General features: G+C 46.8%; 23 protein-coding genes and 1 pseudogene. 14 read left to right on the forward strand and 10 right to left on the reverse strand.

Annotated elements, in window-relative coordinates; genetic code table 11:
• The first annotated feature begins 17 nt into the window (after positions 1-17).
• A complete protein-coding gene (locus tag QUA80_RS04235; protein WP_333421714.1) occupies positions 18-1,196 on the forward strand; it encodes a Gfo/Idh/MocA family oxidoreductase in 1,179 nt (392 codons plus the stop codon).
• A gap of 31 nt (positions 1,197-1,227) precedes the next feature.
• Here QUA80_RS04235 and QUA80_RS04240 read toward each other — a convergent pair whose 3' ends face one another.
• Positions 1,228-3,261 carry an ATP-binding protein gene (locus QUA80_RS04240; RefSeq protein ID WP_333421716.1) on the reverse strand — a complete coding sequence of 678 codons (2,034 nt, stop codon included), beginning with the start codon at positions 3,259-3,261 and terminating at the stop codon, positions 1,228-1,230.
• Positions 3,262-4,016: 755 nt separating this feature from the next.
• Here QUA80_RS04240 and QUA80_RS04245 point away from each other — a divergent pair.
• The 5 genes from QUA80_RS04245 to hemG all read left to right on the forward strand — a co-directional run bounded on the left by QUA80_RS04245 (position 4,017) and on the right by hemG (position 8,600).
• A complete protein-coding gene (locus QUA80_RS04245) occupies positions 4,017-4,292 on the forward strand; it encodes a class I SAM-dependent methyltransferase (RefSeq protein WP_333421718.1) in 276 nt (91 codons plus the stop codon).
• Between the two features lie 363 nt (positions 4,293-4,655).
• Positions 4,656-6,158, forward strand: a complete 1,503-nt coding sequence (locus QUA80_RS04250) for a cryptochrome/photolyase family protein (RefSeq protein WP_333421720.1) — start codon at positions 4,656-4,658, stop codon at positions 6,156-6,158.
• Between the two features lie 499 nt (positions 6,159-6,657).
• On the forward strand, positions 6,658-6,915 hold the full coding sequence (locus QUA80_RS04255; RefSeq protein ID WP_050813024.1) for a DUF2811 domain-containing protein: 258 nt from the start codon (positions 6,658-6,660) through the stop codon (positions 6,913-6,915).
• A 73-nt stretch (positions 6,916-6,988) separates the two neighbouring features.
• A complete protein-coding gene (locus tag QUA80_RS04260) occupies positions 6,989-7,114 on the forward strand; it encodes a hypothetical protein (protein ID WP_333421722.1) in 126 nt (41 codons plus the stop codon).
• Positions 7,115-7,139: 25 nt separating this feature from the next.
• The gene (gene hemG, locus QUA80_RS04265) at positions 7,140-8,600 is read left to right on the forward strand and encodes a protoporphyrinogen oxidase (protein ID WP_333421724.1); all 1,461 of its coding nucleotides are present in this window, start codon (positions 7,140-7,142) and stop codon (positions 8,598-8,600) included.
• Between the two features lie 114 nt (positions 8,601-8,714).
• Here hemG and QUA80_RS04270 read toward each other — a convergent pair whose 3' ends face one another.
• The 5 genes from QUA80_RS04270 to QUA80_RS04290 form a co-directional block, all read right to left on the reverse strand.
• Complete coding sequence (locus tag QUA80_RS04270) at positions 8,715-9,407, reverse strand: response regulator transcription factor (RefSeq protein ID WP_333421726.1); 693 nt, start codon at positions 9,405-9,407, stop codon at positions 8,715-8,717.
• Between the two features lie 105 nt (positions 9,408-9,512).
• Positions 9,513-11,852 (reverse strand): hypothetical protein, encoded by a 2,340-nt coding sequence (locus tag QUA80_RS04275; RefSeq protein ID WP_333421728.1) that lies wholly within the window; start codon positions 11,850-11,852, stop codon positions 9,513-9,515.
• 406 nt (positions 11,853-12,258) lie between these two features.
• On the reverse strand, positions 12,259-12,426 hold the full coding sequence (gene psb34, locus QUA80_RS04280; RefSeq protein ID WP_333421729.1) for a photosystem II assembly protein Psb34: 168 nt from the start codon (positions 12,424-12,426) through the stop codon (positions 12,259-12,261).
• A gap of 78 nt (positions 12,427-12,504) precedes the next feature.
• Positions 12,505-13,311, reverse strand: coding sequence for a thiazole synthase (locus tag QUA80_RS04285; RefSeq protein ID WP_333421777.1), 807 nt, complete (start codon positions 13,309-13,311; stop codon positions 12,505-12,507).
• A 307-nt stretch (positions 13,312-13,618) separates the two neighbouring features.
• Positions 13,619-14,029: a CdiA C-terminal domain-containing protein gene (locus QUA80_RS04290; RefSeq protein WP_333421731.1), complete on the reverse strand. Its 411-nt coding sequence runs from the start codon at positions 14,027-14,029 to the stop codon at positions 13,619-13,621.
• Positions 14,030-14,237: 208 nt separating this feature from the next.
• On the opposite strand from QUA80_RS04290, the gene QUA80_RS04295 reads away from it, so the two are divergent.
• The 3 genes from QUA80_RS04295 to QUA80_RS04305 all read left to right on the forward strand — a co-directional run bounded on the left by QUA80_RS04295 (position 14,238) and on the right by QUA80_RS04305 (position 15,496).
• Complete coding sequence (locus tag QUA80_RS04295; protein WP_333421733.1) at positions 14,238-14,591, forward strand: Crp/Fnr family transcriptional regulator; 354 nt, start codon at positions 14,238-14,240, stop codon at positions 14,589-14,591.
• Positions 14,581-14,703, forward strand: a complete 123-nt coding sequence (locus QUA80_RS04300; RefSeq protein ID WP_333421735.1) for a hypothetical protein — start codon at positions 14,581-14,583, stop codon at positions 14,701-14,703. Before QUA80_RS04295 ends, QUA80_RS04300 begins: the two co-directional genes overlap by 11 nt.
• A 331-nt stretch (positions 14,704-15,034) precedes the next feature.
• Complete coding sequence (locus QUA80_RS04305) at positions 15,035-15,496, forward strand: hypothetical protein (protein WP_333421737.1); 462 nt, start codon at positions 15,035-15,037, stop codon at positions 15,494-15,496.
• Between the two features lie 85 nt (positions 15,497-15,581).
• On the opposite strand, the gene thiO is transcribed toward QUA80_RS04305, so the two are convergent.
• Both thiO and QUA80_RS04315 read right to left on the reverse strand, forming a co-directional pair.
• Positions 15,582-16,679, reverse strand: coding sequence for a glycine oxidase ThiO (thiO, locus tag QUA80_RS04310; RefSeq protein WP_333421739.1), 1,098 nt, complete (start codon positions 16,677-16,679; stop codon positions 15,582-15,584).
• Between the two features lie 151 nt (positions 16,680-16,830).
• A complete protein-coding gene (locus QUA80_RS04315; RefSeq protein WP_333421741.1) occupies positions 16,831-17,169 on the reverse strand; it encodes a 2Fe-2S iron-sulfur cluster-binding protein in 339 nt (112 codons plus the stop codon).
• 117 nt (positions 17,170-17,286) lie between these two features.
• On the opposite strand from QUA80_RS04315, the gene cimA reads away from it, so the two are divergent.
• The 4 genes from cimA to QUA80_RS04335 all read left to right on the forward strand — a co-directional run bounded on the left by cimA (position 17,287) and on the right by QUA80_RS04335 (position 20,293).
• Positions 17,287-18,939, forward strand: coding sequence for a citramalate synthase (gene cimA / locus QUA80_RS04320; protein WP_333421742.1), 1,653 nt, complete (start codon positions 17,287-17,289; stop codon positions 18,937-18,939).
• Positions 18,940-19,131: 192 nt separating this feature from the next.
• Positions 19,132-19,512 (forward strand): DUF1016 N-terminal domain-containing protein, encoded by a 381-nt coding sequence (locus QUA80_RS04325; protein WP_333421744.1) that lies wholly within the window; start codon positions 19,132-19,134, stop codon positions 19,510-19,512.
• 39 nt (positions 19,513-19,551) lie between these two features.
• Positions 19,552-19,815 (forward strand): PDDEXK nuclease domain-containing protein, encoded by a 264-nt coding sequence (locus QUA80_RS04330; RefSeq protein WP_333421746.1) that lies wholly within the window; start codon positions 19,552-19,554, stop codon positions 19,813-19,815.
• Positions 19,816-19,924: 109 nt separating this feature from the next.
• Positions 19,925-20,293 (forward strand): PDDEXK nuclease domain-containing protein, encoded by a 369-nt coding sequence (locus tag QUA80_RS04335; protein WP_333421748.1) that lies wholly within the window; start codon positions 19,925-19,927, stop codon positions 20,291-20,293.
• A 177-nt stretch (positions 20,294-20,470) separates the two neighbouring features.
• On the opposite strand, the gene QUA80_RS04340 is transcribed toward QUA80_RS04335, so the two are convergent.
• Positions 20,471-22,681: a peptidase domain-containing ABC transporter gene (locus QUA80_RS04340; protein WP_333421750.1), complete on the reverse strand. Its 2,211-nt coding sequence runs from the start codon at positions 22,679-22,681 to the stop codon at positions 20,471-20,473.
• A gap of 170 nt (positions 22,682-22,851) precedes the next feature.
• On the opposite strand from QUA80_RS04340, the pseudogene QUA80_RS04345 reads away from it, so the two are divergent.
• A pseudogene (locus QUA80_RS04345) lies at positions 22,852-23,007 on the forward strand (transposase); the annotation flags it as partial.
• An 8-nt stretch (positions 23,008-23,015) separates the two neighbouring features.
• On the opposite strand, the gene tnpA reads toward QUA80_RS04345, so the two are convergent.
• Complete coding sequence (gene tnpA, locus QUA80_RS04350; RefSeq protein ID WP_333421752.1) at positions 23,016-23,426, reverse strand: IS200/IS605 family transposase; 411 nt, start codon at positions 23,424-23,426, stop codon at positions 23,016-23,018.
• Positions 23,427-23,619 lie beyond the last annotated feature (193 nt).

Raw genomic sequence — 23,619 nt, forward strand, 5'->3', positions numbered from 1 at the left:
TTTTGAAATTATAATCAATGAAAATCGGAATAGCTGTATTGGGTGCAGGCCGCTGGGGAGTTAACCTAATTCGCAACTTTCTCCAACATCCCAACAGCCAAGTTTTAGCGGTCGTAGACCCGAATCGAGATTCATTGGCGGCCGTCCAAAAACAGTTTAATCTCGATGCCTCGGTGATTCTAGCTACCGATTGGTCTCAAGTGCAAGCATTGCCGGGACTGGAAGCTGTGGCGATCGCCACTCCTGCTTCCACACACTACACCCTCGCAGCAGCAGCGCTGGAACAAGGCTACCACGTCTTAGCAGAAAAACCCCTCGCCCTCAACCTGACTGAAGCAATAGAACTCTGTCAATTAGCCGAAAAAAAGCAGCGGCAACTCTTCGTTGACCACACTTATCTGTTTCATCCAGCAGTCGATCGAGGCCAAACAATTATTCAACAGCATCAACTCGGAAAATTGCGCTACGGTTACGCCCAGCGCACGCATTTTGAACCCGTGCGCCATGACGTTGATGCCCTTTGGGACTTGGCCGTTCACGATATCGCTATTTTCAATACTTGGCTGGAACAAACTCCAATTCAAGTAAGCGCGATCGGCACTGTATTTCCGAAGGAATCAGGAAGAGGGAAGAAGGAATCAGGAATAAATAAAGAAGCAACAACAGAAATAGAAAATCAATTTGCTCCTTCACTGCTGACGGTTAATCCAGCAGAAGGACTAGCAGATTTAGTTTGGGTAACGCTCACCTATCCCGACGGATTTCAAGCATTTATTCACCTGTGCTGGCTCAATCCAGACAAACAAAGGCGCTTAACAGTTGTTGGCAGTTTGGGAACCTTGATTTTTGACGAAATGTCGCCAGAAACTCCCCTGATTTTGCAGCGCGGCAATCACAATGACCGGGGCGAAGAGCATAACTCTTTTGAAAGTGCGTTAGCGAACCCCGCCCCTACGGGGGCTGCACCAACGAAGAGGGTCGCACCGCAGAAAACTACTAGCCTCAAAGGTCGCGAAGTGTTGAGTTTAGAAGAAGTAGAACCGCTGCGTCAAGTGTGCGATCGCTTCCTCAACTGCGTGCAAACAAATACGCCCTGCCCTACCTCTTCCGGCTCCGCCTCCGTCGAATTAATCCGCATTCTCAGCGCTTTGAGCAAATCCCTCGAACTCGGCGGACAGCCCCTAATACCATTTTAGATTTTAGATTTTAGATTGGGAAAATCACTCCTCAACTTTTTTCCTTTACTAAGTCCTCGCTCTGAAAATAAAAACTTGACTGCTGATTGACAGGCAAAGAAATCATCACCGTAGTACCTTGATTAACACCCGCGCTGTGCAGGGTAATGCTTCCGATCATAGATTCCATTATCCTTCGGGAGATAGCCAAGCCCAAACCGTTACCGCCAAACCTGCGAGTTGTAGAACCATCAGCCATCACAAAAGGTTGAAACAATTTCTGCTGCTGCTCGGGATCGATACCAATTCCCGTATCTTTAATTGTCACCACCACCCAATCGTTTTGACCGCTGGGGCCGTTCGTAATTTCCGCACTGCCGTTAAAGCTAGCAGAATTATTCCTCGATTCTATCCGCACAGATATCTTAATACTGCCCGACTCTGTAAACTTAACGGCATTGCTCAAAACGTTTAAAAACACCTGTTTGAGCTTCTCCGGATCGGCATGAACAATAATCGGATCGTGAGGTTCGGGCAAACTTAACTTCAAACCTTTTTCTTGAATTTGAGCTGCCTGCAAATCAATCGCGTCTTCCAGTACCTGGGTAATATCAACTACTTCTAATATCATGGAGAACGTGCCTGCTTCTATCTTAGCAATGTCCAAAATATCATTAATAATATTGAGCAATTGCATTGACGAGTCGTGGGCACGCTGCAAGAACTCCATCTCTTCATCTCGGTCATCGCAGTAGCCGTCCCGAACAATTTGAATAAAACCAATAATCCCGTTGAGCGGCGTTCTCAATTCATGAGAAATATTGCCCAAAAATTCATTTTTTAACTGATTGGCCACTTGCGCTTCCTTGGTTGCGACTTCCAATTCTTCAGCCCAGGATCTGAGGCGCTGCACCATGCTATTGAGTGCTTCTGATAGTTGATTGAATTCCCGAATTTGGAAATTTTGGGGCACTGCCTGCGGCGCTTCTGTATCTACTTTCAGCGCGTAATCTCTCAGTTTTTCCAAAGGACGCGCCAAGTCGCGAGAAAGATATAAAGTTGCGATGATACTAGCAGCAACCAAACCTACAATTAAATTAAATAAAACTTGCTGAATTTCTTCCAAACCTGACAGAGCGTAATCTAAACGAGAGACAGCTAAAATAATCCACTTGCTGTTCTCCTGTTTAGTTGAAGGACTCGGGATAGCAGCGTATCCTGCTAGCAACTCTATACCATTTCTTTCAAAGGAAAATAGGTGGAGAAAAGCTTGTCCGCCGGCGATCGCCCTTCTGACAATACTTTTTAGTCGAGCGGCATCTGCCTCTTGGTCAATATTGCGGCCCACGCGATTGATATTCGGGTGCGCCAAAATCGTCCCATCTTGGTCGATCGCCACCGTATAGCCGGCTAGAGAGCCCTTGGGAGCGCTGGTTTGCACTGGCAGGGCTGACTGCAAACTTAAAGCATAACTCAACTGCCTGCTGTTGCCCCGACGAATGTAAACTGGAGCGCTCAACACCAAACTCACTTGGCTGTCGCGGCTTTCTTTACCCGCCTCGGGAAAATCTTCAGCACCCAAAGCCAGCTTTTTGTCGTTTGCTTTCCCCTCTGGCTGCACAGGCCACGACAGACTGATGTAAACGCTCTTGTCGTCCAGCAGCGTTTGCTGTTGCTGCACTTGCGGCCAAAATTTGGCAGGCAGCGACTGAATGGGCTGCTGCCCGCAAGTGCTTGCTATCACTTGATTTGTTTTTAAATTAGTCAATTGCAAGCAATCAACCTGCGCTGGCAACCGCTGCCCTAATTGCGCGATAAACTTTTGATAATCCTTCGGCTCTACAGACTGCAACATCGAGTTTTCCGAAGCGCCGATCAGATTTGACTTCAGCGATTTCGCCCACTGTTCAATAGTTTCTGCTTTTCTGACGGCACTTTCTGTCAAGTTTTGACGAGCAGTTTCCAGAAGCGTCGAGCGTGCCTTGCGATAGGTAACATACTCCCCCACCAGTAGAACAGGTACGCTGAGCAACAAAATCCGCGACAGTAAAATACGGCGAAAGGAGGATTGACCTAACTTAACCATAGGACGTATCTAAATTAAGGTGCAACACCCAACAGCGACCATAGTGCGATAAACCAGACCGACTAGCGAATCTGTCCCGGCTGCTCTGCTGAGAGGACAACACAGCTTCAGAACAACAGTTAAACACAATTATAGAAGCCACTGTAATAATCTCGATTCTAAGTGTCTTGAATTAAAGATGGCTAGCAATTTGTTGGGCAAATATCTGTGATTTAGGTCACAATTTTATCTCAATTGTCGGCTCAACTTGCACCCGATCGCCCTGGCGCAACATCTGTCAGGCTGCAAAAAAGCCTCGGGTTTACAGACGGTAGTTGGTTGAAGGTAAAATCGCAGGGATGCACGCTTGGGCCCGAAGGTAAGAGGCAAAAAGTTCTGTATCCGGCTAGTGTCAGGAGATCGTCCTTGGTCGATCGGACTTTTTCTTTCCGAATGCCTTCGAGAGATGGGCCCGAGATGGGCGATTCGAGATTTTGCACTCTGTGAAAGATTTCTTTTGACCTCCGATTGAGTCGGTGACAATAATTCACCTGTCAAACAAAAAGAATCAGACGATCGAGTCGCCGATCGACTCTCACCACCGTAATATGGCGAACATTGGCCCAAACAGTGTACCCATGCTACGTAAATTTGCGGTCTCGGCAATAATCTCCAGAGCTTAATCGACGAAAAAAAACTCTAGCAATTATAGATATTATTACACAAAAAACCGTCCCAGATATCATCGCGCTGATTGGATATCTCCCCTTTTAGAAATGCTAGCGACAATTCAAGAGGCAAGCCAGAGAAAACTCCGAGTTTTGAACCTCGGCTGCGGCAATGGCAGCCGAGGTCACTTCATCGCAGAGCACGGCGGCGAAGTTGTCGGCGCTGACACTTCTGCACCCAGAATTGCCATTTCCCGTCAAAAATTCCCCGCGCGTCAGCCGATCCAAGGCGATATTTACTTACTTCCGGATACCGATATGCTACACTCATTTGATATTGTCCCAGTCAGTGAAGTAATCGAACATTTACTTTTTCCTAAATAACTGGTAAAAGCTGCCCCGAAAGCACTCCTGTCTGGAGGTAAGCTAATTATTTTCCCGGATCGCAGCTCGTGAAAAAAACTGGCGTTAGCTGTTGGCAACCCTCTATTTTGTATCATTTTAAAAATCAACACTTGAGTGTTTTTGATGTTTGAATTATATTGATATCTGAAGGATATACTAACATAAAATTTAAATTTACCGATCGGTGTTTCTATATTGCAAAATCAATGTTATCCTCTAGTAAGTTCTTTGAAGAACTGAAAAAATATCAGGGCTGGTTGTCTATTCAGCAAACTAAGTTTGTTGAACAGACTACCAGCCCTCATAAAAAATAAAAAAGAAGTTTCACGGAAAAAAAGTAAAATGACTGTTGGCGTTTGGATACTAGGCGATCAACTTTGGCAGAAACAAGCTGCTCTTAACCTCAGCCTTGACGATCGATCTTCCCTACCGGTAATCTTAATTGAATCTCGGCAGCACGTTCAACAGCGCCCCTACCACCGACAAAAATTAGTATTAATTTGGTCGGCAATGCGGCACTTTGCAGAAGAATTGCGGCGCGGCGGCTGTCAAGTCACTTACACAACATCTGGCGATTTTGAAACACCTCTCCAAGCTTGGGTTCAAGCTCAGAATATTACCGAATTACGGGTGATGGTGCCGAACGATCGACCTTTTTTACAGGTTGTTGAAAACTTGCAACTTCCCTGCAAGATAACGCTGATTCCCAACAATCAATTCCTCTGGACAGAAAGCGAGTTCCAAGATTGGGCTTCAAGTCGCAAACGTTTGTTAATGGAAGACTTCTATCGAGCCAGCCGCCAGCGTTTCCAAGTTTTAATGGATGGCGGCAATAAACCTGTCGGAGGCAAGTGGAATTTTGATAAAGAAAATCGCCAGCCGCCAAAAGGCAAACTGAATACACCAAAACCTCTTTGGTTTGAACCGGACACCGTAACTCAAGAAGTTATCGCACAAGTTAAATCTCTATCTTTCCCAACTTACGGAAATATTGAACCTTTTCGCTGGGCGGTTACGCGAGAGCAAGCACTGCAAGTATTAGATAATTTCATAGAACAGCGTCTACCCGCTTTCGGCCCTTATCAAGACGCGATGGTCGCGGGAGAGGAAACAATGTGGCATTCCCTAATTTCTCCCTATCTCAATATTGGCTTGCTGCATCCTTTAGAAGTTATTCAAGCTGCCGAAACAGCCTACCTAGAAAAAAACTTAAATTTAAACGGCGTCGAAGGTTTTATCCGCCAAATTCTCGGCTGGCGAGAATACATTCGCGGTGTGTATTTTTACGTGGATGCTGATTATTTTCAGAAGAATTGGTTCAACCACACTCAGCCGCTGCCGGATTTTTTTTGGGACGCCAGCAAAACTGATATGAACTGTTTGCGCCAAGTTTTAACTCAAGTCGAAGGTAGCGGTTACGCGCACCACATCCAGCGATTGATGATTTTGAGCAATTTTGGTCTAATTGCGGGAATCTCGCCCCAGGAGTTAGAAAAGTGGTTCCACAGCGCGTTTGTTGATGCCTACGACTGGGTAATGCAGACTAATGTGCTGGGCATGGGTTTGTTTGCTGACGGCGGTGTGTTGGCGTCGAAACCCTACGCTGCTTCTGCCAATTACATCAATAAAATGAGCGATTATTGTCAGGGGTGCAAGTTCGATCGCACTGTGCGATCGGGCGAAAATGCCTGTCCGTTCAATTTCTTCTACTGGGACTTCCTCGCGCGCCACCGGGACAAACTTGGATCGATCGGTCGCATGAGCTTTATCTTAGCCAACCTCGACAAAATGCCGCCCCAAGAACTCGAAACCATCCGCCAAAAAGCCGCAGAGTGGCACTTTTGAAGGAAGAAACCACAGGGCACAGCGCACAGGGAGGAAGGCCTTCGCCTTCGGGAATCAAACACCGATTGCCGATTACCCATTACTCCCCTTTGCAATTCTTATTTTTTCCCTGACTTTTACCTAAACATTCCACAGCGTTTCCACAGGCAAGTCTGAGGTTTTCCACAGATTTGAGGAAGTTTTCCACAGAAATTAACGGTACGGTCGGATCTTGCTGCAGAATTGGGGATTTCGTTAACCTGCTGCCAAATCCTTCATAAAAACTCCAAAATATAAAGTTATGTAACAAATAATGAGTCGAAAAGCCCATTATTGCGTAAATCTTTTTTTTACATAAAGGACTTTGTAATATTTCGCAACATTGACAAACCCACCCCCTGATAGCGCACAATGATGCGACCGACATAAAAAAAGCGCTCTGATTTCGGCTGTGCCTGCACCTGTATCCGGCCGAAAGGGGGGTTCTGTTTTCAATTTATTAGCGAGACTAAAAAAAATGATGAACCCAACAGTCAGTATTTTTGCCGAAATTCCCGAAACGCTGCACGATTCCCTCAAAACTTACCTCGAAACCCATCCCGAATGGGATCTAGACCGAGTATTTTGCGCGGCCCTGTCGCTGTTTTTGTTGCAGAATGCCGACAGCGGTACGCCGGAAGCGTCGCGCAGCTACCGCCAAGCTGCTAGAGTTTATCTCGAAACTCTGTTTCAATCTCCTCAAGACCTGCACAGCAACAATGTAACTCCGTCGTCTTAAAGGAGACGGTGAGGGACGACGCGGGGAGACGGAGAGAGGTAAGTCTGCAACCTTCGAGAAGAATAGTTGAAAAATGCGGGAGGGCCTACCAATTCCCGACTCCCCATTCCCAATTCCCGATTCCGAATTCGGTAATCTGAAAGCGGTTTTGCAGTACGTCCAGCAAAGAACGCAAGCCGTGCAAAGCCATGTAACATAAAGATTGCGATATTTTTCTATGTAATATGGAACTTTTAGATACCTTAGTTGTGGGTGCAGGTATTAGCGGTTTGAGTTTGGCGCACGCACTTGAGGCGGAAGCAACGAGTGCACCGCCGCTGAAGATTTTAGTCGCTGAGAGTCAGGGACGTGTGGGCGGGAACATCACAACTGTGATAGCGGGGGGGTTTCTCTGGGAGGAGGGCCCGAACAGTTTTTCGCCGACGCCAGAATTGATGAAGTTGGCGGTGGATGTGGGATTGAAGCAGGAGTTGATTTTGGCCGATCGCAAATTGCCTCGTTTTGTGTATTGGCAGGGGAAGCTGCAACCGGTGCCGATGACTCCACCGGCGATGATTCAGTCTCAGTTGCTGAGTTTTCCGGGGAAACTGCGGGCGCTGTTCGGGGCTTTGGGTTTTGTCCCGCCGGCAATGGGCGCTGGACTTTCGCAGCAGGGTAACGAGGAAACTGTTTCTCAATTTTTCCGCCGTCATCTGGGGACGGAAGTGATGCAGCGGTTGGTCGAACCTTTTGTTTCTGGGGTTTATGCCGGAGATCCGCAACAACTTAGCGCGGCTGCGGCTTTTGGGCGGGTAACGAAGATGGCCGATCTCGGTGGCGGGCTAGTGGCGGGGGCGCTGCTTTCTGCTAGGAAAAGACCGAAGAAAATGCCCGCAGACCCGAATGTTCCTAAAACTAAGCCGGGGGAGTTGGGTTCGTTTAAACAGGGGTTGAAGGCGTTGCCAGAGGCGATCGCCGCTCAATTGGGCGATCGAGTGAAACTCAACTGGCAATTGACTCGCCTCCAGCGCACAGAACGCGAAACTTATATTGCTGAATTTTCCACGTCCGACGGGCCCCAACAAGTTGAGGCGCGCACCGTGGTTTTGACAACGCCGGCTTACGTTACAGCCGATTTGTTGCAACCTCTGGAACCGCAAGTTAGCAGCGCTTTACAAGCTTTTACTTATCCTACGGTTGCCTCCGTTGTATTAGCATACCCGCAGTCGGATGTCAAGGGTAAATTAGTGGGTTTTGGAAATTTAATTCCGAGGGGGCAGGGAATTCGGACTCTCGGGACGATTTGGACATCGAGTTTATTTCCCGATCGCGCGCCTGCTGGGTGGCAAACTCTCACCAGTTACATCGGTGGGGCAACAGACTCGGAAATTGGCAATCTCGACTCAGAACAAATCGTTCGGGAGGTACACCGAGATATGTCTCGGATTTTGCTGAAACCAGATGTGCCACAGCCAAAAGTTTTAACGGTGAAGCTGTGGAAGCGGGCAATTCCTCAGTACAATCTGGGCCATTTCGATCGCCTGCAACAAATCGATCGGGGCTTAAAATCCTTGCCTGGGGTGTATTTGTGCAGCAACTACTTTGGCGGCGTGGCTTTGGGAGATTGCGTGCGCAGGGGTTTTGAGCGTGCGCTAGAAGTGCGGGAGTATTTGCAGAACCAGTCATCAAATACTCGATCGATCTGAATTATTGCGTGGGGAGGGCGGGTTGACAAATATCGACTAGGTGAATCAGAGATATTGGTGAACCCGCGCCTACAGCCTTCTGCCTTCATATCCGCTGCCGAATACCGAATGTTACTAGGTTGTGGGTTCAAACTTGTAACCCACCCCTCGGACGGTTTGAATCATCGAAATTTGATTGGCATCTGGTTCAATTTTGCGGCGAATTTGACCGATATGGACATCCACCACGCGATCGGCTCCTACATACTCGTAGTCCCACACTTCATGCAGCAATTCCGATCGCCTCCACACGCGACCGGGTTTGCTGGCCAAACAGTACAGCAGGTCGAATTCTAAAGCAGTCAAAGCAACTATCTGACTGCCGAGAATCACCTCGCGGCGAACCGGATCTATTAGTAGCTGTCCAAACGTAAGACTTTGTTGTTCGGCGGGAGTAACAATACGCTTGCGCTTTAAAATTGCTGCAACGCGAGCTCCAATCTCTACAAGACTAAAAGGTTTAGTAATGTAATCGTCAGCACCTTCGGCAAACCCTTTCATTTTGTCAGCTTCATCTGTTCGGCTGGTCAGCATCAACACAAACACGCCCGTGCGTCTTTGCATTTCTTGACACAGTTTGTAGCCAGTAGTATCGGGTAAATTTACATCTAGAACTACTAAGTCAGGATTGAGTTGCTCAAATAATTCCAGACCAGTCTGACCGTCCTCGCCAGACTCAACTTGATAACCTTGCTGGCTCAAAAAACGCTGAATTAAATTTCGGATTGCCGGGTCGTCATCAACCACAAGGATTTTTACAGGGGCCATGACCACAACTTTGCTTGAAGAATTAGGCAAGAATATTCAGCCATAATAATAGAAAACTGGATAGAAATCTCGAAAAAATTGAGCTTTTAATAGTTATAGCCATATTTATAACCTACGCAAGATTTCAGGCAATAAATCTCCAGGAACTTTGGATAAGGCTAAATTTTGGCCGGGCAGCCCACATTCACTATAGAAAGCTCTAATCGTTTTGACAATATAGCTCAATGCTGTTTGCCGGGAATCAGCAGCTTGGGAGTTTGCCGGGGCTTGCAGGTTGAGTTTATCCCCATATGTTAACCCTTTGTCCTTGAGATGTTGTCCCCATTCGACGCACACTTGCAACTGGTGGTGCAGTGCTGCTTCTAGATGGCTTGTCTGTGTGGCTTTGTTGACGGAGAAATCGGCGTCTGTGGCTAGTTGATAGTGCGCTAACCCGAGATTGTTGCGGGCGGCCAAGGTGTCAAAGGTGAGTTGGGTGCGATCGAGTTCTCCGGCGATATCCAGGGCGGTTTCGTAGGCGGTAATCGCCTGCTGCAATGATTCCGTCCGCGCGTCTTTCTGCTGGAACTGGTTCGCCAAATGCCAATAAGCGGTACCGAGATTGTTGTAGGTAGCGGCGGCGGCGGCGGGTACTAATTCTCGGGTGCGGTATTTCAATGCTTCGCGGTAAGCCTCAATCGCCGTGACTAGCAGGGGTTCTGAGGGTTCGTGCTGGGCGAGGTTCCAGCAGGCCGTACCGAGGTTGTTTTGCACTCCGGCATAGTTGAGGGGTTCTCGTTCGGGACTGTAGCAGGAGAGGGCTTGGGCGTAAGCTGCGATCGCGCTTTTGAGATATGCGATCGGCTCACCATCTTGGGCTAAATTCCAGTATGCTGTCGCCAAATTATTCTGAGCTGCAGCGTACTGCTGGGGTTCCACGGCGGGGTCTAGATCCAGCAGCGCTTGTTGGTAAGCTGCAACTGCTTGCTGCAAGTTCTCCGTCTTGTCTCGATAGCGGGCTAAATCCGCCGAGGCGATTCCCAAATTTTTGTTTAATCTAACGCGGGTTTGGGGTGCTGTCTCGGCATTTGTTCGCCTCAAACCTTCAAGGTAGAGGGCGATGCTGCGTTCAAGGCAGGATACCGGATCTGAGGCGTTAAGCTGCGTGCGATCCCGCGACAGCATCCAGTAGAGAGTACCGAGATCGTTGAGCAGATCGTCCATGGGCGGTAGGTTGTTGGACTCTTGGGCGTACTTAGTTAAATTTTGTGTCAATTCCGAAATCAGCCGGGCGCATTCGTCGGTTGGTGGTTGATTTTGCTCCGAGTTGGCGTCAAGTTCGAGGTACGCGATAGCTTGTTCGATCGCGCGAATGGCGATTGTCAGGTTCTGCAGGGAATGGTCTCCGCCCAGAATGCGATCGCGGTAGTAATTTCCCAAACTGTGATAAGCCAAAGCCAATGCTTCGGAACAACACTGATGTTCTTGCAGCAGTTCGATGTATTGCAGGGTTTGCAGCGGCAGAAAGTTGTCCTCGGATGCGCCATTATTTTCTGCTTCCAATGCCTCGGAGGAGGCCGCTGCTAGCACCAAATTTGCCAGTTCTACGGACGGGGAATCGGGAATTGCAGATGGAGAATCGGGAATTGCAGATGGAGAATCGGGAATTGCAGATGGGGCATCGGGAATTGCAGATGGAGAATCGGGAATTGCAGATGGGGCATCGGGAATTGCAGATGGAGAATCGGGAATTGGAGATGGAGAATCGGGAATTGCAGATGGAGAATCGGGAATTGCAGATGGAGAATCGGGAATTGGGGATTGTTCAGACAAAGAAGATATTAAAAGTTTGTCGCCGGAGTCTCCCTTGTCCCGCAAGTTTCGGAAGTTTCCGGAGTTCTCCAAGTCCTCAAAGTGCCCGAAGTCTCCCTTAGCTGGAGTTGGTTCGCCTTCAAACTCAAATACTCCGGTTCGCCAGTGCCAAAATTCCGGGGCCGAGTGCTCGATCGAACTCAGCCAGGGCCGCGACACCCACAGCAACACAGTAGACTCGCACATTTGCAGGTGTGCTTCAATGTCCCTCAAATAGCTCAGGAACGACCACTGCACGGCTGCTGAATGCCTGGTCAGGTGTTCTGCCCCGAGAATTTGAAATCCCGGTAAAGGGCTGTAGCTGCCCCTGTTTTGGGGCGGTGGATGTTGGGTCAGCCACGCGGCGATCGAACCCCAAGGATTTGGATCGCTTAAGTCTAGTTCCAAACTGACAAATCGGGGGTAGTCGATCGGGTAGCCTGCGTTCTCTGAGGCTAATTCTGTCTGCAAGCGGGCTGCCAGACAGTCCCGCAACCACAAGTCGTCGCAGGCGGCAATAAAAATTTGACGGCGTAAATTGAGGTCGATCGCCTGTTTCAAGCGTTGGTAGATCAGCTTGTTCGAGCTAGAAACTTTTTGGGAAGGAATAGACATCACGGTCAGCCGATTTTAGATTTTAGATTATAGATTTTGGATTGTAGATTTTAGATTGTAGAGTTCAAATCTCGATCGCTCATAACTCGCAACTCGGCCCGAACGGCCGTCAATCGCATCGGTGATGACCAAAGGATTGTAGATTTTCAATTAGCAAATTTATGTTTGTGACAATCCGTCTGATTAATTGCAACCCAAGTCCCTGAACCCGACGGCAGAGAGGAAAAAACCAAATTTCTGCTTGTCTTATTTAGCTTTCCGGCTCGCTCGGCACGCTTCAGGATTGTCGGAACTACCTGCTTGTATTGAAACACAAAAACCATGTTTCCATTGGTGGGAAAACATGGTTTGCTGAAGGATTATTTAAAATTGCGATTTGAAGCAGCTTTGAGTGTCAGCCCAGTTTTTACACAGAAGCAGCCACAAATACCAAACCGGCGACCAACATGGCTGCTGCAATACCCATGATGATGTAGTTCCGCTGCTGCCGCTTGTTGGGAGGCTCTGCCCCGTACATCTTCGGCTCTTTGGCAAAGTTGTTGAGGCGTCCGTCTTCTTCGGTAGTATAAGGCATGGGCAGCAATCCTCTATATTTTGATTTCCATCACTTTACCAAAAAACGCTATAACAGCGGCGTTAAAAATTGAGGAATTTATTTTGAGGTGATAGTGCCTGTTTGCGGAGAAGAAGCGATCGCGTAATCTTTGATCGGCATTCTTCCTGCTAAATACGCGATCCGCCCCGCTTCTGCTGCCATTCCCATTGCTTTTGCCATTGCCGGGGAATTTTGGGCATTGGCGATCGCCGAATTAATCAACAGTGCATCGGCTCCCATTTCCATTGCTCGGGCTGCTTCGCTGGGCGTTCCGATCCCCGCATCGACTACCACAGGAACATTTACCGTGTCAATAATTATTTGAATGTTGGCAGCATTGTTGATGCCTTGTCCCGAACCGATGGGCGAACCCAAAGGCATGACTGTCGCACAACCGACTTCTTCTAGGCGTTTTGCCAGCAGGGGATCGGCATTGATGTAGGGCAAAACGGCAAAACCTTCTTTGACTAATTGTTCTGCAGCTTCCAAAGTGCCGATCGGATCTGGCAGCAAATATTTAGCATCGGGAATCACTTCTAATTTGACAAAATTATTGTCTTCTTGCCCTAAAAGTTTCGCCATTTCCCTGCCCAAACGAGCTACTCTAATCGCCTCATCCGCAGTTTGACAACCGGCAGTATTTGGCAGCATCCAAATTTTAGTCCAATCGAGAGCCTCTGCCAATCCTTCATGGCCCGGAGCATTTGTTTGCACTCGCCGCACAGCTACAGTCACAATTTCGCACCTGCTAGCGTTGACACTTTGCTGCATTTCTGCAATGCTGCGATATTTTCCCGTCCCCGTCATCAAGCGAGAATGAAAAGTTTTGCCTGCAATTACCAGAGGTTTGTCTAAAGATGGCATTTCTGTATCTACTGGATAGCCAAAAATGCTGTACTCAAGTGCCTCTTCCCACTGTTTTCTGCCACCCATCATCTCTTCAAGCTTCCAACCTTCTTCATTTGTCAGCTCATCGCGCGTAACAGCATATAAAATTTGCCCAATTGTAATTAATTTAGCATCTCGCGGCATATTATTTTTTAAGCCGATTTGTATAGCTTCTTCAAACTCATTAAAAACCTCTTCCATTTTCCCATTCCTCCCTAGTATTTTTTTGAACTTCTTCGCTGTTGAATACTAATACAATCGTCTCAATCTGTTGCATTTTTTCCTAATAAAAAGCTTTTCTGATGCCGTCGTCGATCTTCCAAAACTCGTAATTATCTCGATTTAAATGAACGATCGCGACTGCCGCACCTTGACTTTTTGCCCTGCTGATTCCTTCTTGAGTTCGATATCTGATGTTTTGAGTCTGTTCTGTCAACTCCTTAAATTCGCAAATCTCACCGTCTATCTCAGCGTCTGGCGTTCTCACAGCTTCTGCTGCTTGCTCGCTCAACATTCTAACTCTCTTTCCTATTTTAGCCAAAACTTCAGCAAGAAAGATTTCCGAATTATTAAGATTGTGTTCTTGGTGAATTAGCACAAATCCGCCAGCTATCTCATCAAAATAATATCGCCGATATTCTGGTTCTGCATTTTCGTAGATGGCTCTGCTTGTCTCAATATATTCAGAATTCACCTTTATTATACTCTCAATAGACTCCTATCGGGTAGAGTTAAATGTATGAAAGCAACTGTCGAGCAACTGGCTAAAATTGCAATATTTACCAGCTTAAACCAAACTGAATTAGAGCGATTGCAAGAACATACAGCAATTCGGAGTTACCGACAGGGAGAAGTTGTGATGTATGAGGGCGATCGCATCCCCGAAAAATTATACACCATGATTGAGCGGTTCTTTGCGGGTTGCAAAAACAGCGGCGGCAGGCAAAGAAACAATTCTGGGCACTTTATTTCAGGGAGATATTTTTGCTGCACCTCCTTTACTAGGCAACGGCATTGCCCCCGCAACGGTGACGGCAGAAACTGATGTGCAAGTTCTTACCACAGAACGGGAAGTTTTGCTAGCAGCAATTCGGGAAAATCCTGAGATTGCTTTGCGAATATTGGCGGTTTTTAATCAGCGGTTGCAGCAACTTCACGAGACTGTGGACGGTTTGGTGTCGCAAAGGGCGATCGTGCGGCTGGCCCGATTTATTTATTACTTTGCCGCCCTTGCAAGGTACGAAGATGGCAGATAATAGTATATGTTTAGAAAAACGTTTTCCCTACTATCAAATTGCTCGCAGTATTGAAATTACCTACGAAGAATGCGTGCGGCTGTTTAAGAAACTCAAGCCGTTTGTATCCTAAAGTCGAGGCGGTAAAATTATTGTATTGGATTGGGAAAAATTGGAGGATATCGCCTCTGGAGATGAAATACAGCAATCCTCGCATCATTTGTGAATTTCTTGCGGACTCCCAGCGGGTTCGGGGAGGGTTGGGGTGGGGTAAACAATTTACGACTCTTGCAGGGATTGCCATATCACCTCGCCGGAGTTTTTAGCAAACCGCCTCTCATTTGCCAATTTTGACCTCCTTGAGACGAGAATTTGAGGAACGATCGCAATTGCGTGCGTTTTTTGTGCTCGGAGATAGCTCCGGTTTGCTACAATCTAATCGCACACGCGACTAGAAATGGATTATGACCGAACTATTAGATGAGACACTTTCTATTGAAATGGCTGCTCGCATCAAAAGCAAGCGTAAAAACTGCTTTGACAACGCCTGTAAAGCAGCGTTAGCAACAGAGGGGGCAATCTACGTCCAAGGATTTTTAGCTGTGCCCGGAGCACCGTATAAACCCATCGAGTATAGTTGGATTGAACTCGACGAGCGAATTGTTGACCCAACCTTTCCCCATCTCGGTTTAATCGCTCAAGACATTCATTACTTCCCTGTACAGCGCTTCAGCGTCAAGAAACTCAAAGCAATCCTAGAAGAATCAAAAGAAGATTATCCAGAAGACGACCCACTGCCGATTTATGGAAATCAACCTTATGAATATTACGGCGATTTGATGTTAGGCGGTAGCGATTACCAAAATGCTTACGATTTGGCTGCCGCTAAATGCAGAGAATTGAACCAACCCAAAAAACAGCAATAGAACTAATCACGACTAAGGCAAAAAAATGGTGGGACGCGCTACTTACAGCCGTAAAGTGTGCAGTGCACACCCTACATAGCGAGGTTCAAGTAAGTTCTGAAGCTCCAAACCTCGAACAATCAAAAGCAGCCAATAACGGATCGGATTTCTGATTGCAAATTAAATCAGCCAACAATTTAGCCGTCACCGGAGCCAACAAAATGCCATTGCGGTAATGCCCTGTAGCCAATGTCAAATTCTCCCAAGCACTAGCACCCAAAATCGGCAACTCATCAGGAGTAGCCGGCCGAAACCCCCACCAAAACTCCAGAATCGGATAATTTTGTAATTCTGGATATAACTTAATAGCTCCTGCTAGCAAACTTTGGATTCCTGCAGGCGTATTTCCCGGCGTGAAATCCACATTTTCGCTAGTTGCGCCAATAATAATTCTGCCATCTTGACGCGGCACAATATAAATGCCAGTCCCGAATAAAACGGTTTGCAGGGGCTGGATAACTCCACAATCTTCTGGTACGCATACTGACAGCATTTGCCCCTTTATCGGATAAACAGGAATATCCAATAATTTCTCAGACCAAGGGCCGGAAGCCAAAACATAACGGTCAGCTTGTAATTTTCCTGCGGTTGTTTCAACGCCAAAAACTCGGCTTCCCTGCCGAATAATTTCCCCTGCATTACCTTGAATAATCTCAATCTGCAATTCTTTAGTTGCGGTTTGAAGCGTCCGAAATAAAGCACGGTTGTCAACTTGAGCGTCGTCAGGATACCACCAACCGCCTGTTACTTCTTGACCCAATCCAAACTGGTGCTGGTGAACAGAGTCTCTGTCCAACCATTGATAATTTAGGTTTGATAAAAGTGGCTTTTCTAGAGGATCGTTTTGACACACGGGCGCGAGAATTCCCGATCGCCAATATCCCGTTTTCAATCCGGTAATATCTTCTAGCTGTTCAATCCAGGCGGGATAGAGTGCGCGGCTTTGCAAGCACAAATCCAGCATCGGACTGGGGGGAATTCGTTCGGCTTGGGGGGCAAGCATTCCGGCGGCAGCCCGGGCAGTCGGTTGTTTAGAATCGGCGGTGAGAACAGCGACAGAGGCCCCTCGCAATTTCAGTTCTACTGCTAGCGAAAGGCCAATTATTCCGCCGCCAATAATCAAAATATCTTGAGATGAATTCATTAACTTTTATATGGACTTTCTGGCTTTTTTGACCTCTCGGATTTCTTTATGGTAAGGTGCCCCGCGTGCACCTTACAGTTAGAATTCTTCCACAAGTCTGACAGATTATCTGGCAAGGCGATCGTCCTATCTGCCTTTCTTAACAAAAAATCTAGGCTTGTGGTGTCCAGACAGTTTCAGAGCCCTGGCCCCAGAAACCGTCATATTTTGTCACTTTAATATCGCCTAAAACTTTGGTTTGGCAGGACAAACGGCGGTTGGATGCGGGAGAATGCGGAGGAACCGAAAGTCGGGCTTTTTCACGCCACTGGGACTCGGAAACTTCGCCTTCGACGGTGACAGCGCAGGTGCCGCAAGTGCCGAGACCGTGGCAGTTGATGACTTTGGCGTTGCCGTTGTAGAGATCGATACCGTTTTTGAGCAAAACCTCACGGAGATTGGCTCCGCGATCGCACTCAAATGTTTTTCCTTGCGCTTGTACCTTGACCACAGTAATTTACCCCTGTTAGATTTATGTTAATTTTCATATATATTATCGCATTAATTTCAAATAAATCCATCTAATATAGTAAGTGATATATTACCAAGTTCTCGATCGCAATTTCCCATGACAAATCGGCTCTGGATCTACGATACCACGCTGCGAGACGGTGCTAAGTGCGAGGGACTCTGCTTATCTCTCGAAGATAAACTGCGAATTGCTCGGCAATTAGACAGTTTAGGAATTCCCTTTATTGAAGGAGGCTGGCCGGGGGCAAATCCTAAAGACGTACAATTTTTTTGGCGGCTCAAAGAACAGCCGCTAACTCAAGCCGAAGTTGTCGCTTTTTGTTCGACAAGGCGGCCGGGAACAACGGCAGCAAATGATGAAATGTTGCAGGCTATTTTGTCTGGCGGTACTCGCTGGGTGACACTGTTTGGCAAGTCGTGGGATTTACACGTTATTGAAGGTTTGAAGACGACGCTAGAAGAAAATCTGGCGATGATTCGAGATACAATTGAATATTTGCGGAGTCAGGGAAGGCGCGTTATTTACGATGCCGAACACTGGTTTGACGGCTACAAGCAGAATCGAGATTATGCTATTAAAACTTTAAAAGCGGCGGCGGATGCCGGTGCAGAATGGCTGGTGCTTTGCGATACTAACGGCGGTACTTTGCCTCACGAAGTCAGTCAGGTTGTTCGCGATGTGGCAGAAATAATAGAAAGTTGGGATATTTCTGAACCGGAAATTGACTCCCATAAGCGGGAGAGAAAGTCTAAAATTCAACTGGGAGTTCACACTCACAACGACTCCGGAGTTGCGGTTGCTAATGCTTTGGCTGCTGTACGGGAAGGAGTGACGATGGTACAGGGAACTATTAACGGTTACGGCGAACGCTGCGGCAATGCCGATTTATGTTCTTTGATTCCAAATGTTCAGCTCAAGTTGGGTTATGATTGCATTCAAGACGAGCAATTAGTTAGATTAACTCAAGTAAGTCGATCGGTCAGCGAAATTGTCAATCTTGCTCCCGATGACCGCGCTCCTTTTGTCGGTCTTTCGGCTTTTGCTCACAAGGGGGGAATTCACGTATCGGCGGTTGAGAAAAATCCGCTGACTTACGAACACTTGGAACCTGAAAAAATCGGCAACTGTCGCCGCATTGTGATTTCGGATCAAGCTGGTTTGAGCAATGTTTTGGCGAAGGCTAGGACTTTTGGCATTGAACTCGATCGCAAAAATCCTGCTTGCCGCCAAATTCTGGAAAAATTGAAAGATTTGGAAAGTCAGGGCTATCAATTTGAGGGTGCTGAGGCGTCTTTTGAATTGTTAATGCGGGAAGCCTTGGAACAACGCCCGCCGTGGTTTGAAATTAAGGGATTTCAAGTCCACTGCGATAAGGTTGGCGAAGATTGTATGGCATTGGCAACGGTGAAATTGTCAGTAAACGGTACAAATATTTTGGAAGCTGCGGAAGGAAACGGCCCGGTTTCGGCTTTGGATGCGGCTTTGCGGAAAGCTTTGGTGAACTTTTATCCGGCGATCGCGCATTTTTACTTGACAGATTACAAGGTGCGGATTCTCGACAGCGGTGCGGGAACTTCTGCTAAAACTCGCGTATTGGCTGAGTTTAGTAACGGTCAAGACCGCTGGACGACTGTTGGGGTTTCTGGTAATATTTTGGATGCTTCTTGTCAGGCAGTTGTTGAAGGTTTGGAGTACGGTTTGGTACTAGAAAATCAAGAGGCGATCGCCCTAGTTTGCAGGGTACATTAACGAGGAGAAAATCGCAAAAACCGGGCGGGCAGGATGCCCAACCCCTACTCCCCACAAAAAAACTCACTCTTTGTGGAACAGGCATCTTGCCTGTTCTTGAGCATGGTGCAAAATGTGAGATGAAATAGAGGCAATTTGTGAACAATGCCAAGCTACAGGCGATGACTGGTAAAAATCTGTGGGGGTTGGGGTATGGCGAATAACTTACCAATTCCCCAAGATTATCATGATTTTCTGCGGGAACTTAAGGCACGTATTTTGCAAGCTCAAGTGCGGGCTATGATTGCGGTCAACCCCGAATTAGTGTTGCTTTACTGGCAAATTGGACGGGATGTTTTAAACCGACAACAGCAGCGAGGATGGGGAGCAAAAGTTATAGACAATTTAGCTGCTGACTTGCAAAAAGCTTTTCCTGAGATGAAGGGTTTTTCACCTCGCAATCTCAAATATATCAGAAGTTTTGCGGAAAGTTACCCGGATGAACAATTTGTGCAAGAGGTGCTTGCACAAATTCCTTGGTATCACAATATCGCCTTAATGGAAAAGCTGAAATCGTCAGAGGAACGCCTGTAGTATGCACGACAAACTATCGAGCAAGGATGGAGTCGAAATGTGTTAGTTCATCAGATAGAAAGCGGGCTGTATCGGCGACAAGGGAAAGCTGATACTAACTTCTCTGGCACTCTCCCCAACCCGCAATCTGAACTGGCGCAGCAGTTGTTGAAAGATCCTTGTAATTTTGATTTTATCAGTTTAGGGAAGGAAGCACAAGAGAGAGAATTAGAGAAGGCTTTAATCGATCGCATCCGCGCTTTTTTGCTGGAGTTGGGGATGGGGTTTGCTTTTGTGGGCCGTCAATCGATTGCGCGATTTTAGATTTTAGATTTTAGATTAAAGAATTGAAGCATTGACCCCACGGATAAATTCGGGGGATCCTTTATCGGATACAGGTTTTTTATTTCTGGGTCCTGAGTCTGCTTTCGGAATGAATCCGGGGGCTTGTATCCTGAATGCTTTCGGTCAGTATCATCTGGAGGTTGAAGGGGAAGATTTTTATATTGATTTATTGTTTTATCATTTACGTTTGCGGTGTTTTGTGGTAATTGATTTGAAGGTGGAAGCGTTTAAGCCGGAGTTTTCTGGGAAGATGACTTTTTACGTTTCGGCGGTGGATGATTTGCTAAAACACCGGGATGATATGCCGACTATTAGAATGATTTTATGTAAAAATAAAAAGCAGAAGATTGTCGAATATGCTTTGCGGGATATGAATCAACCGATCGGCGTTTCGACTTATCAATTGCGGGAGGCTTTGCCAGAACAGTTACAGGGAAGTTTGCCGACTGTTGAGTAGTTAGAAGCTGAGTTAGAGGCGGTAGAATTGGAGATTGAGGAGGAACGATAAAAGGAGATCGCTACATTAAACCGCTAGATTAATGTTAAAAATGCCCTTAAATGCTATCAAAATAATTTTTAGTAAATTTGTCAGGTAGGTTCTAGAATAACGCACCGTACAAATTTACTAATTTGTTTAAGGATGCAAAAACTCTAAATGGTCTCCTGGAATCGATCGCAATTTTGCAGCCGAGCCTTGCACTTTCAACCTGCCGCGTTCTAACATGATAATCCAGTCGGCGCGATCGATCACTCGCGGCCTGTGACTGATAAAAATCGTCGTTTTCCCCTGCCGGTACATCAACAAATTTTCTAAGACTTCCGCTTCGCTTGCGGGGTCAAGCCCTGCGGTAGATTCGTCTAAAATCAATACGGGCGGGTTGTTGAGAATGGCGCGGGCGATCGCCAATCTCTGTCTTTGTCCGCCAGAAATATTCGCTCCAAACTCCCCTAAAACTGTTTGATATTTATCCGGCAATTGGCTGATAAATTCATCCGCACCCGCAATTTTGCAGACTTTAACAATCTGTTCAAAGCTGATATCGGGACTGCCCAATCGAAAATTTTCGAGAATCGATCGGCTCCAAAAATGCGCTTCTTGAGGAACCAAAACCACCTGCTGTCTCAGACTGTCGAGAGACAAATCCTGCAAGTTGTAACCGCCAATTCTAATATTACCAGATTGCAGCGGATACAGACCGGCAATTACTTTAGCTAGGGTACTTTTTCCGCAGCCGGAATAGCCGATCAAAGCAATTGCTTGACCGCCGGGAAACGTGACGGAAAAATTTTCCAGCAAGTCGAGTCTGCCGGGGTAGTGAAAACTCACACCCTTGCAAACAATACCGTCGCGATCCTGAACGGTTACAAAAGGTTTATTCGTATCGTTTTTAGTTTCCGGTTCAGCGTCGATGACTTCCGAAAGCCTTTGAGTTGCTGTCTGGACGCGAGTCATTTCATCCGAAAATCCGACTAAGGAGTTCACCCAAGTAGTAACGTTTTGATTCATGCTAATAAACGCTAGCAACTGACCGATACTCAATACCTTGTCAATCACTAAACCGCTCCCAAGCCACAGCAGAGTAATGCTGCCAGCCGAAGCAACAAAACCCGAAAATATATTGTTGAGAATGCCAATTTGTGTAGTGCGAAAAGTGAGCTTTGCTAAGCGACCGAAGCGGGTTTGAAATTCTTCCCAAAGTTGCTGACCGCTGCTAGTAGTTTTGACGGTCAGCGCGCCTTTAAAAGTTTCTACTAAAACGCCTTGAGTTTCTGCTTCTAGGACAAATAAACTGCGCGTTTTGTGCTGCAATACGGGCAGAAACACGACTGTAGAGGCAGTCATTAGCACAGCAATTACTGTAGCTGCCAGCGTCAGTTCCTTGCTGTAAAACAGCATAAAAATAAAAGAAACTACAGCTATAAAAAATTGACTGGGCAAGCTGATAGCGACTTGAGAAACTAATTTATTGATTTCTTGGATATCTTGTAATCTACTGACGATTTCGCCGCTGCGTCTGGTTTCGTAAAAACTCAAAGGCAATCGCAGGAATTTGCGCGCAAATTCCATCACTAATCCCAATTCTAAACGCTGGGAGAATTGAGCGATCAAGTTGGACTGTACCAATCCTAAACTGCTGCTAAACAGGTTCATAACTATAACTGCGATCGCCACGCTCGCCAGGAGTTGTCTGTCGCCCCGCACCAGGATGTCGTCGGTGAGCAGTTGAACTAGAAAAGGCGAAGAAATCGACAGCAAGCCCAACACTGCATTCAGCAAAAATGCTTCCATTAAAATCTGGCGGTAAATCCCAATCCGGCGCATCCATTTTTGTAAGGAATTGGCGGGGGGTTGACCGTCTGCTGCGGCAAAAAATCTTTGCGGATCGGGTTCTAGTAGCAAGCACAGCCAATCTGTCCAAGCTGCTGCTAATTCTGCTTTAGAAACGTAGCGCACACCGACAGCCGGATCGCCGATCGCATATTTGTTGCCCTGTTTGCCGTACAAAACAACCCAGTGATAGCCGTTCCAGTGAATAATCATCGGTAGAGGGGCATCATCGAGCTTGTCTAAAATTGCAGCGGCTGCTCGCACAGATCGAGCATTAAAGCCGATCGCCTCAGCACCTTGTTTCAAGCCCAGTAAAGTCGTCCCTTGCTGGCCCGTACCGACCAATTCTCGCAAGCGGCTAATTGTAAAATTCTGTCCGTAAAATTTGGCGATCGAAGCCAGACAAGCCGCACCGCAATCTTCTTCGCTCTGCTGGAGCACAACCTGATATTTCAGAGAATTATTTGTTTTTCCGTAGAATGGTATTCCGGGGAAAAATGGGATGTTTTTTAGCATTTTTTCAAATGAGTAGAGCCTAAAGCACAATACCCACCGCCGCCTGGCCAATCAGCAAAAAGCACCCATAAAATTATGGGCGATCGCTTTCTTCACAGTTCTCTAAATGAATTAACGGAACTTAAACAAAAAATGAGTTCGATATCGGGGAAGAACTAGGGCGTGTTTTCTTGCCTCGTTGTCTTCTAGATACGGGCGATCGCAGGCAGGTGTGTTTTTGCCACAACCCCCGCATTCAACAGCAAAAACTCTTCAAACGGATTGCAGCCAGAGGAAAGACTTCTGTAGATTGGTTTTTTGGCTTCAAACTCCATCTGGTTTGCAATGACGGAAATTAACGGGATTCAAGCCTCGCCCTTCTAAGGCGATTTTCGTCTTTGATGTACTGCTTCAAAACTTCAATTGGTGCGCCTCCCACAGAAACGGTAAAGTAACTGGGACTCCACAAAGATTCTGGGTGGGGCTTCTTGTATCCAGCTTGTCCGTAACGGCGACTAGATACGCATTTGAGGGCGTTTACTATTTGTGAAACAGACAGCTTGGGCGGGTATTCAATCAGTGCGTGAACGCGATCGCCTTCGCCGTTGAATTCTAATATCTGAAAATTCATCTGTTGAGCTACTTCTCGGAAAGATTTTTCGACCAAATCCAGCCCATCGTCCGTGAATACGGGCTTTCGATATTTTGTTACGCAGACCAAGTGAATCCTCAAGTCTGTAACGCTATGCCTTTCCCTTCTATACATGGTTTTCGTTTATGCAGACCAACCTGTAATACCAAATAAATACTAACTAAGTTTAACAGGATGAAGGCACGATAACAGGATAATTTTTATCTCAATACATAATAAACAAAATGTGTAGCACCACTTGCATAAATATTTTGTTACGCAGACCAAGTGGATCTTCAGGTCTGTAACGCTATGCCTTTGCCTTATA

Origin of the sequence: Microcoleus sp. F4-D5 (assembly GCF_036704885.1) — a bacterium.
GTDB lineage: Bacteria > Cyanobacteriota > Cyanobacteriia > Cyanobacteriales > Microcoleaceae > Microcoleus.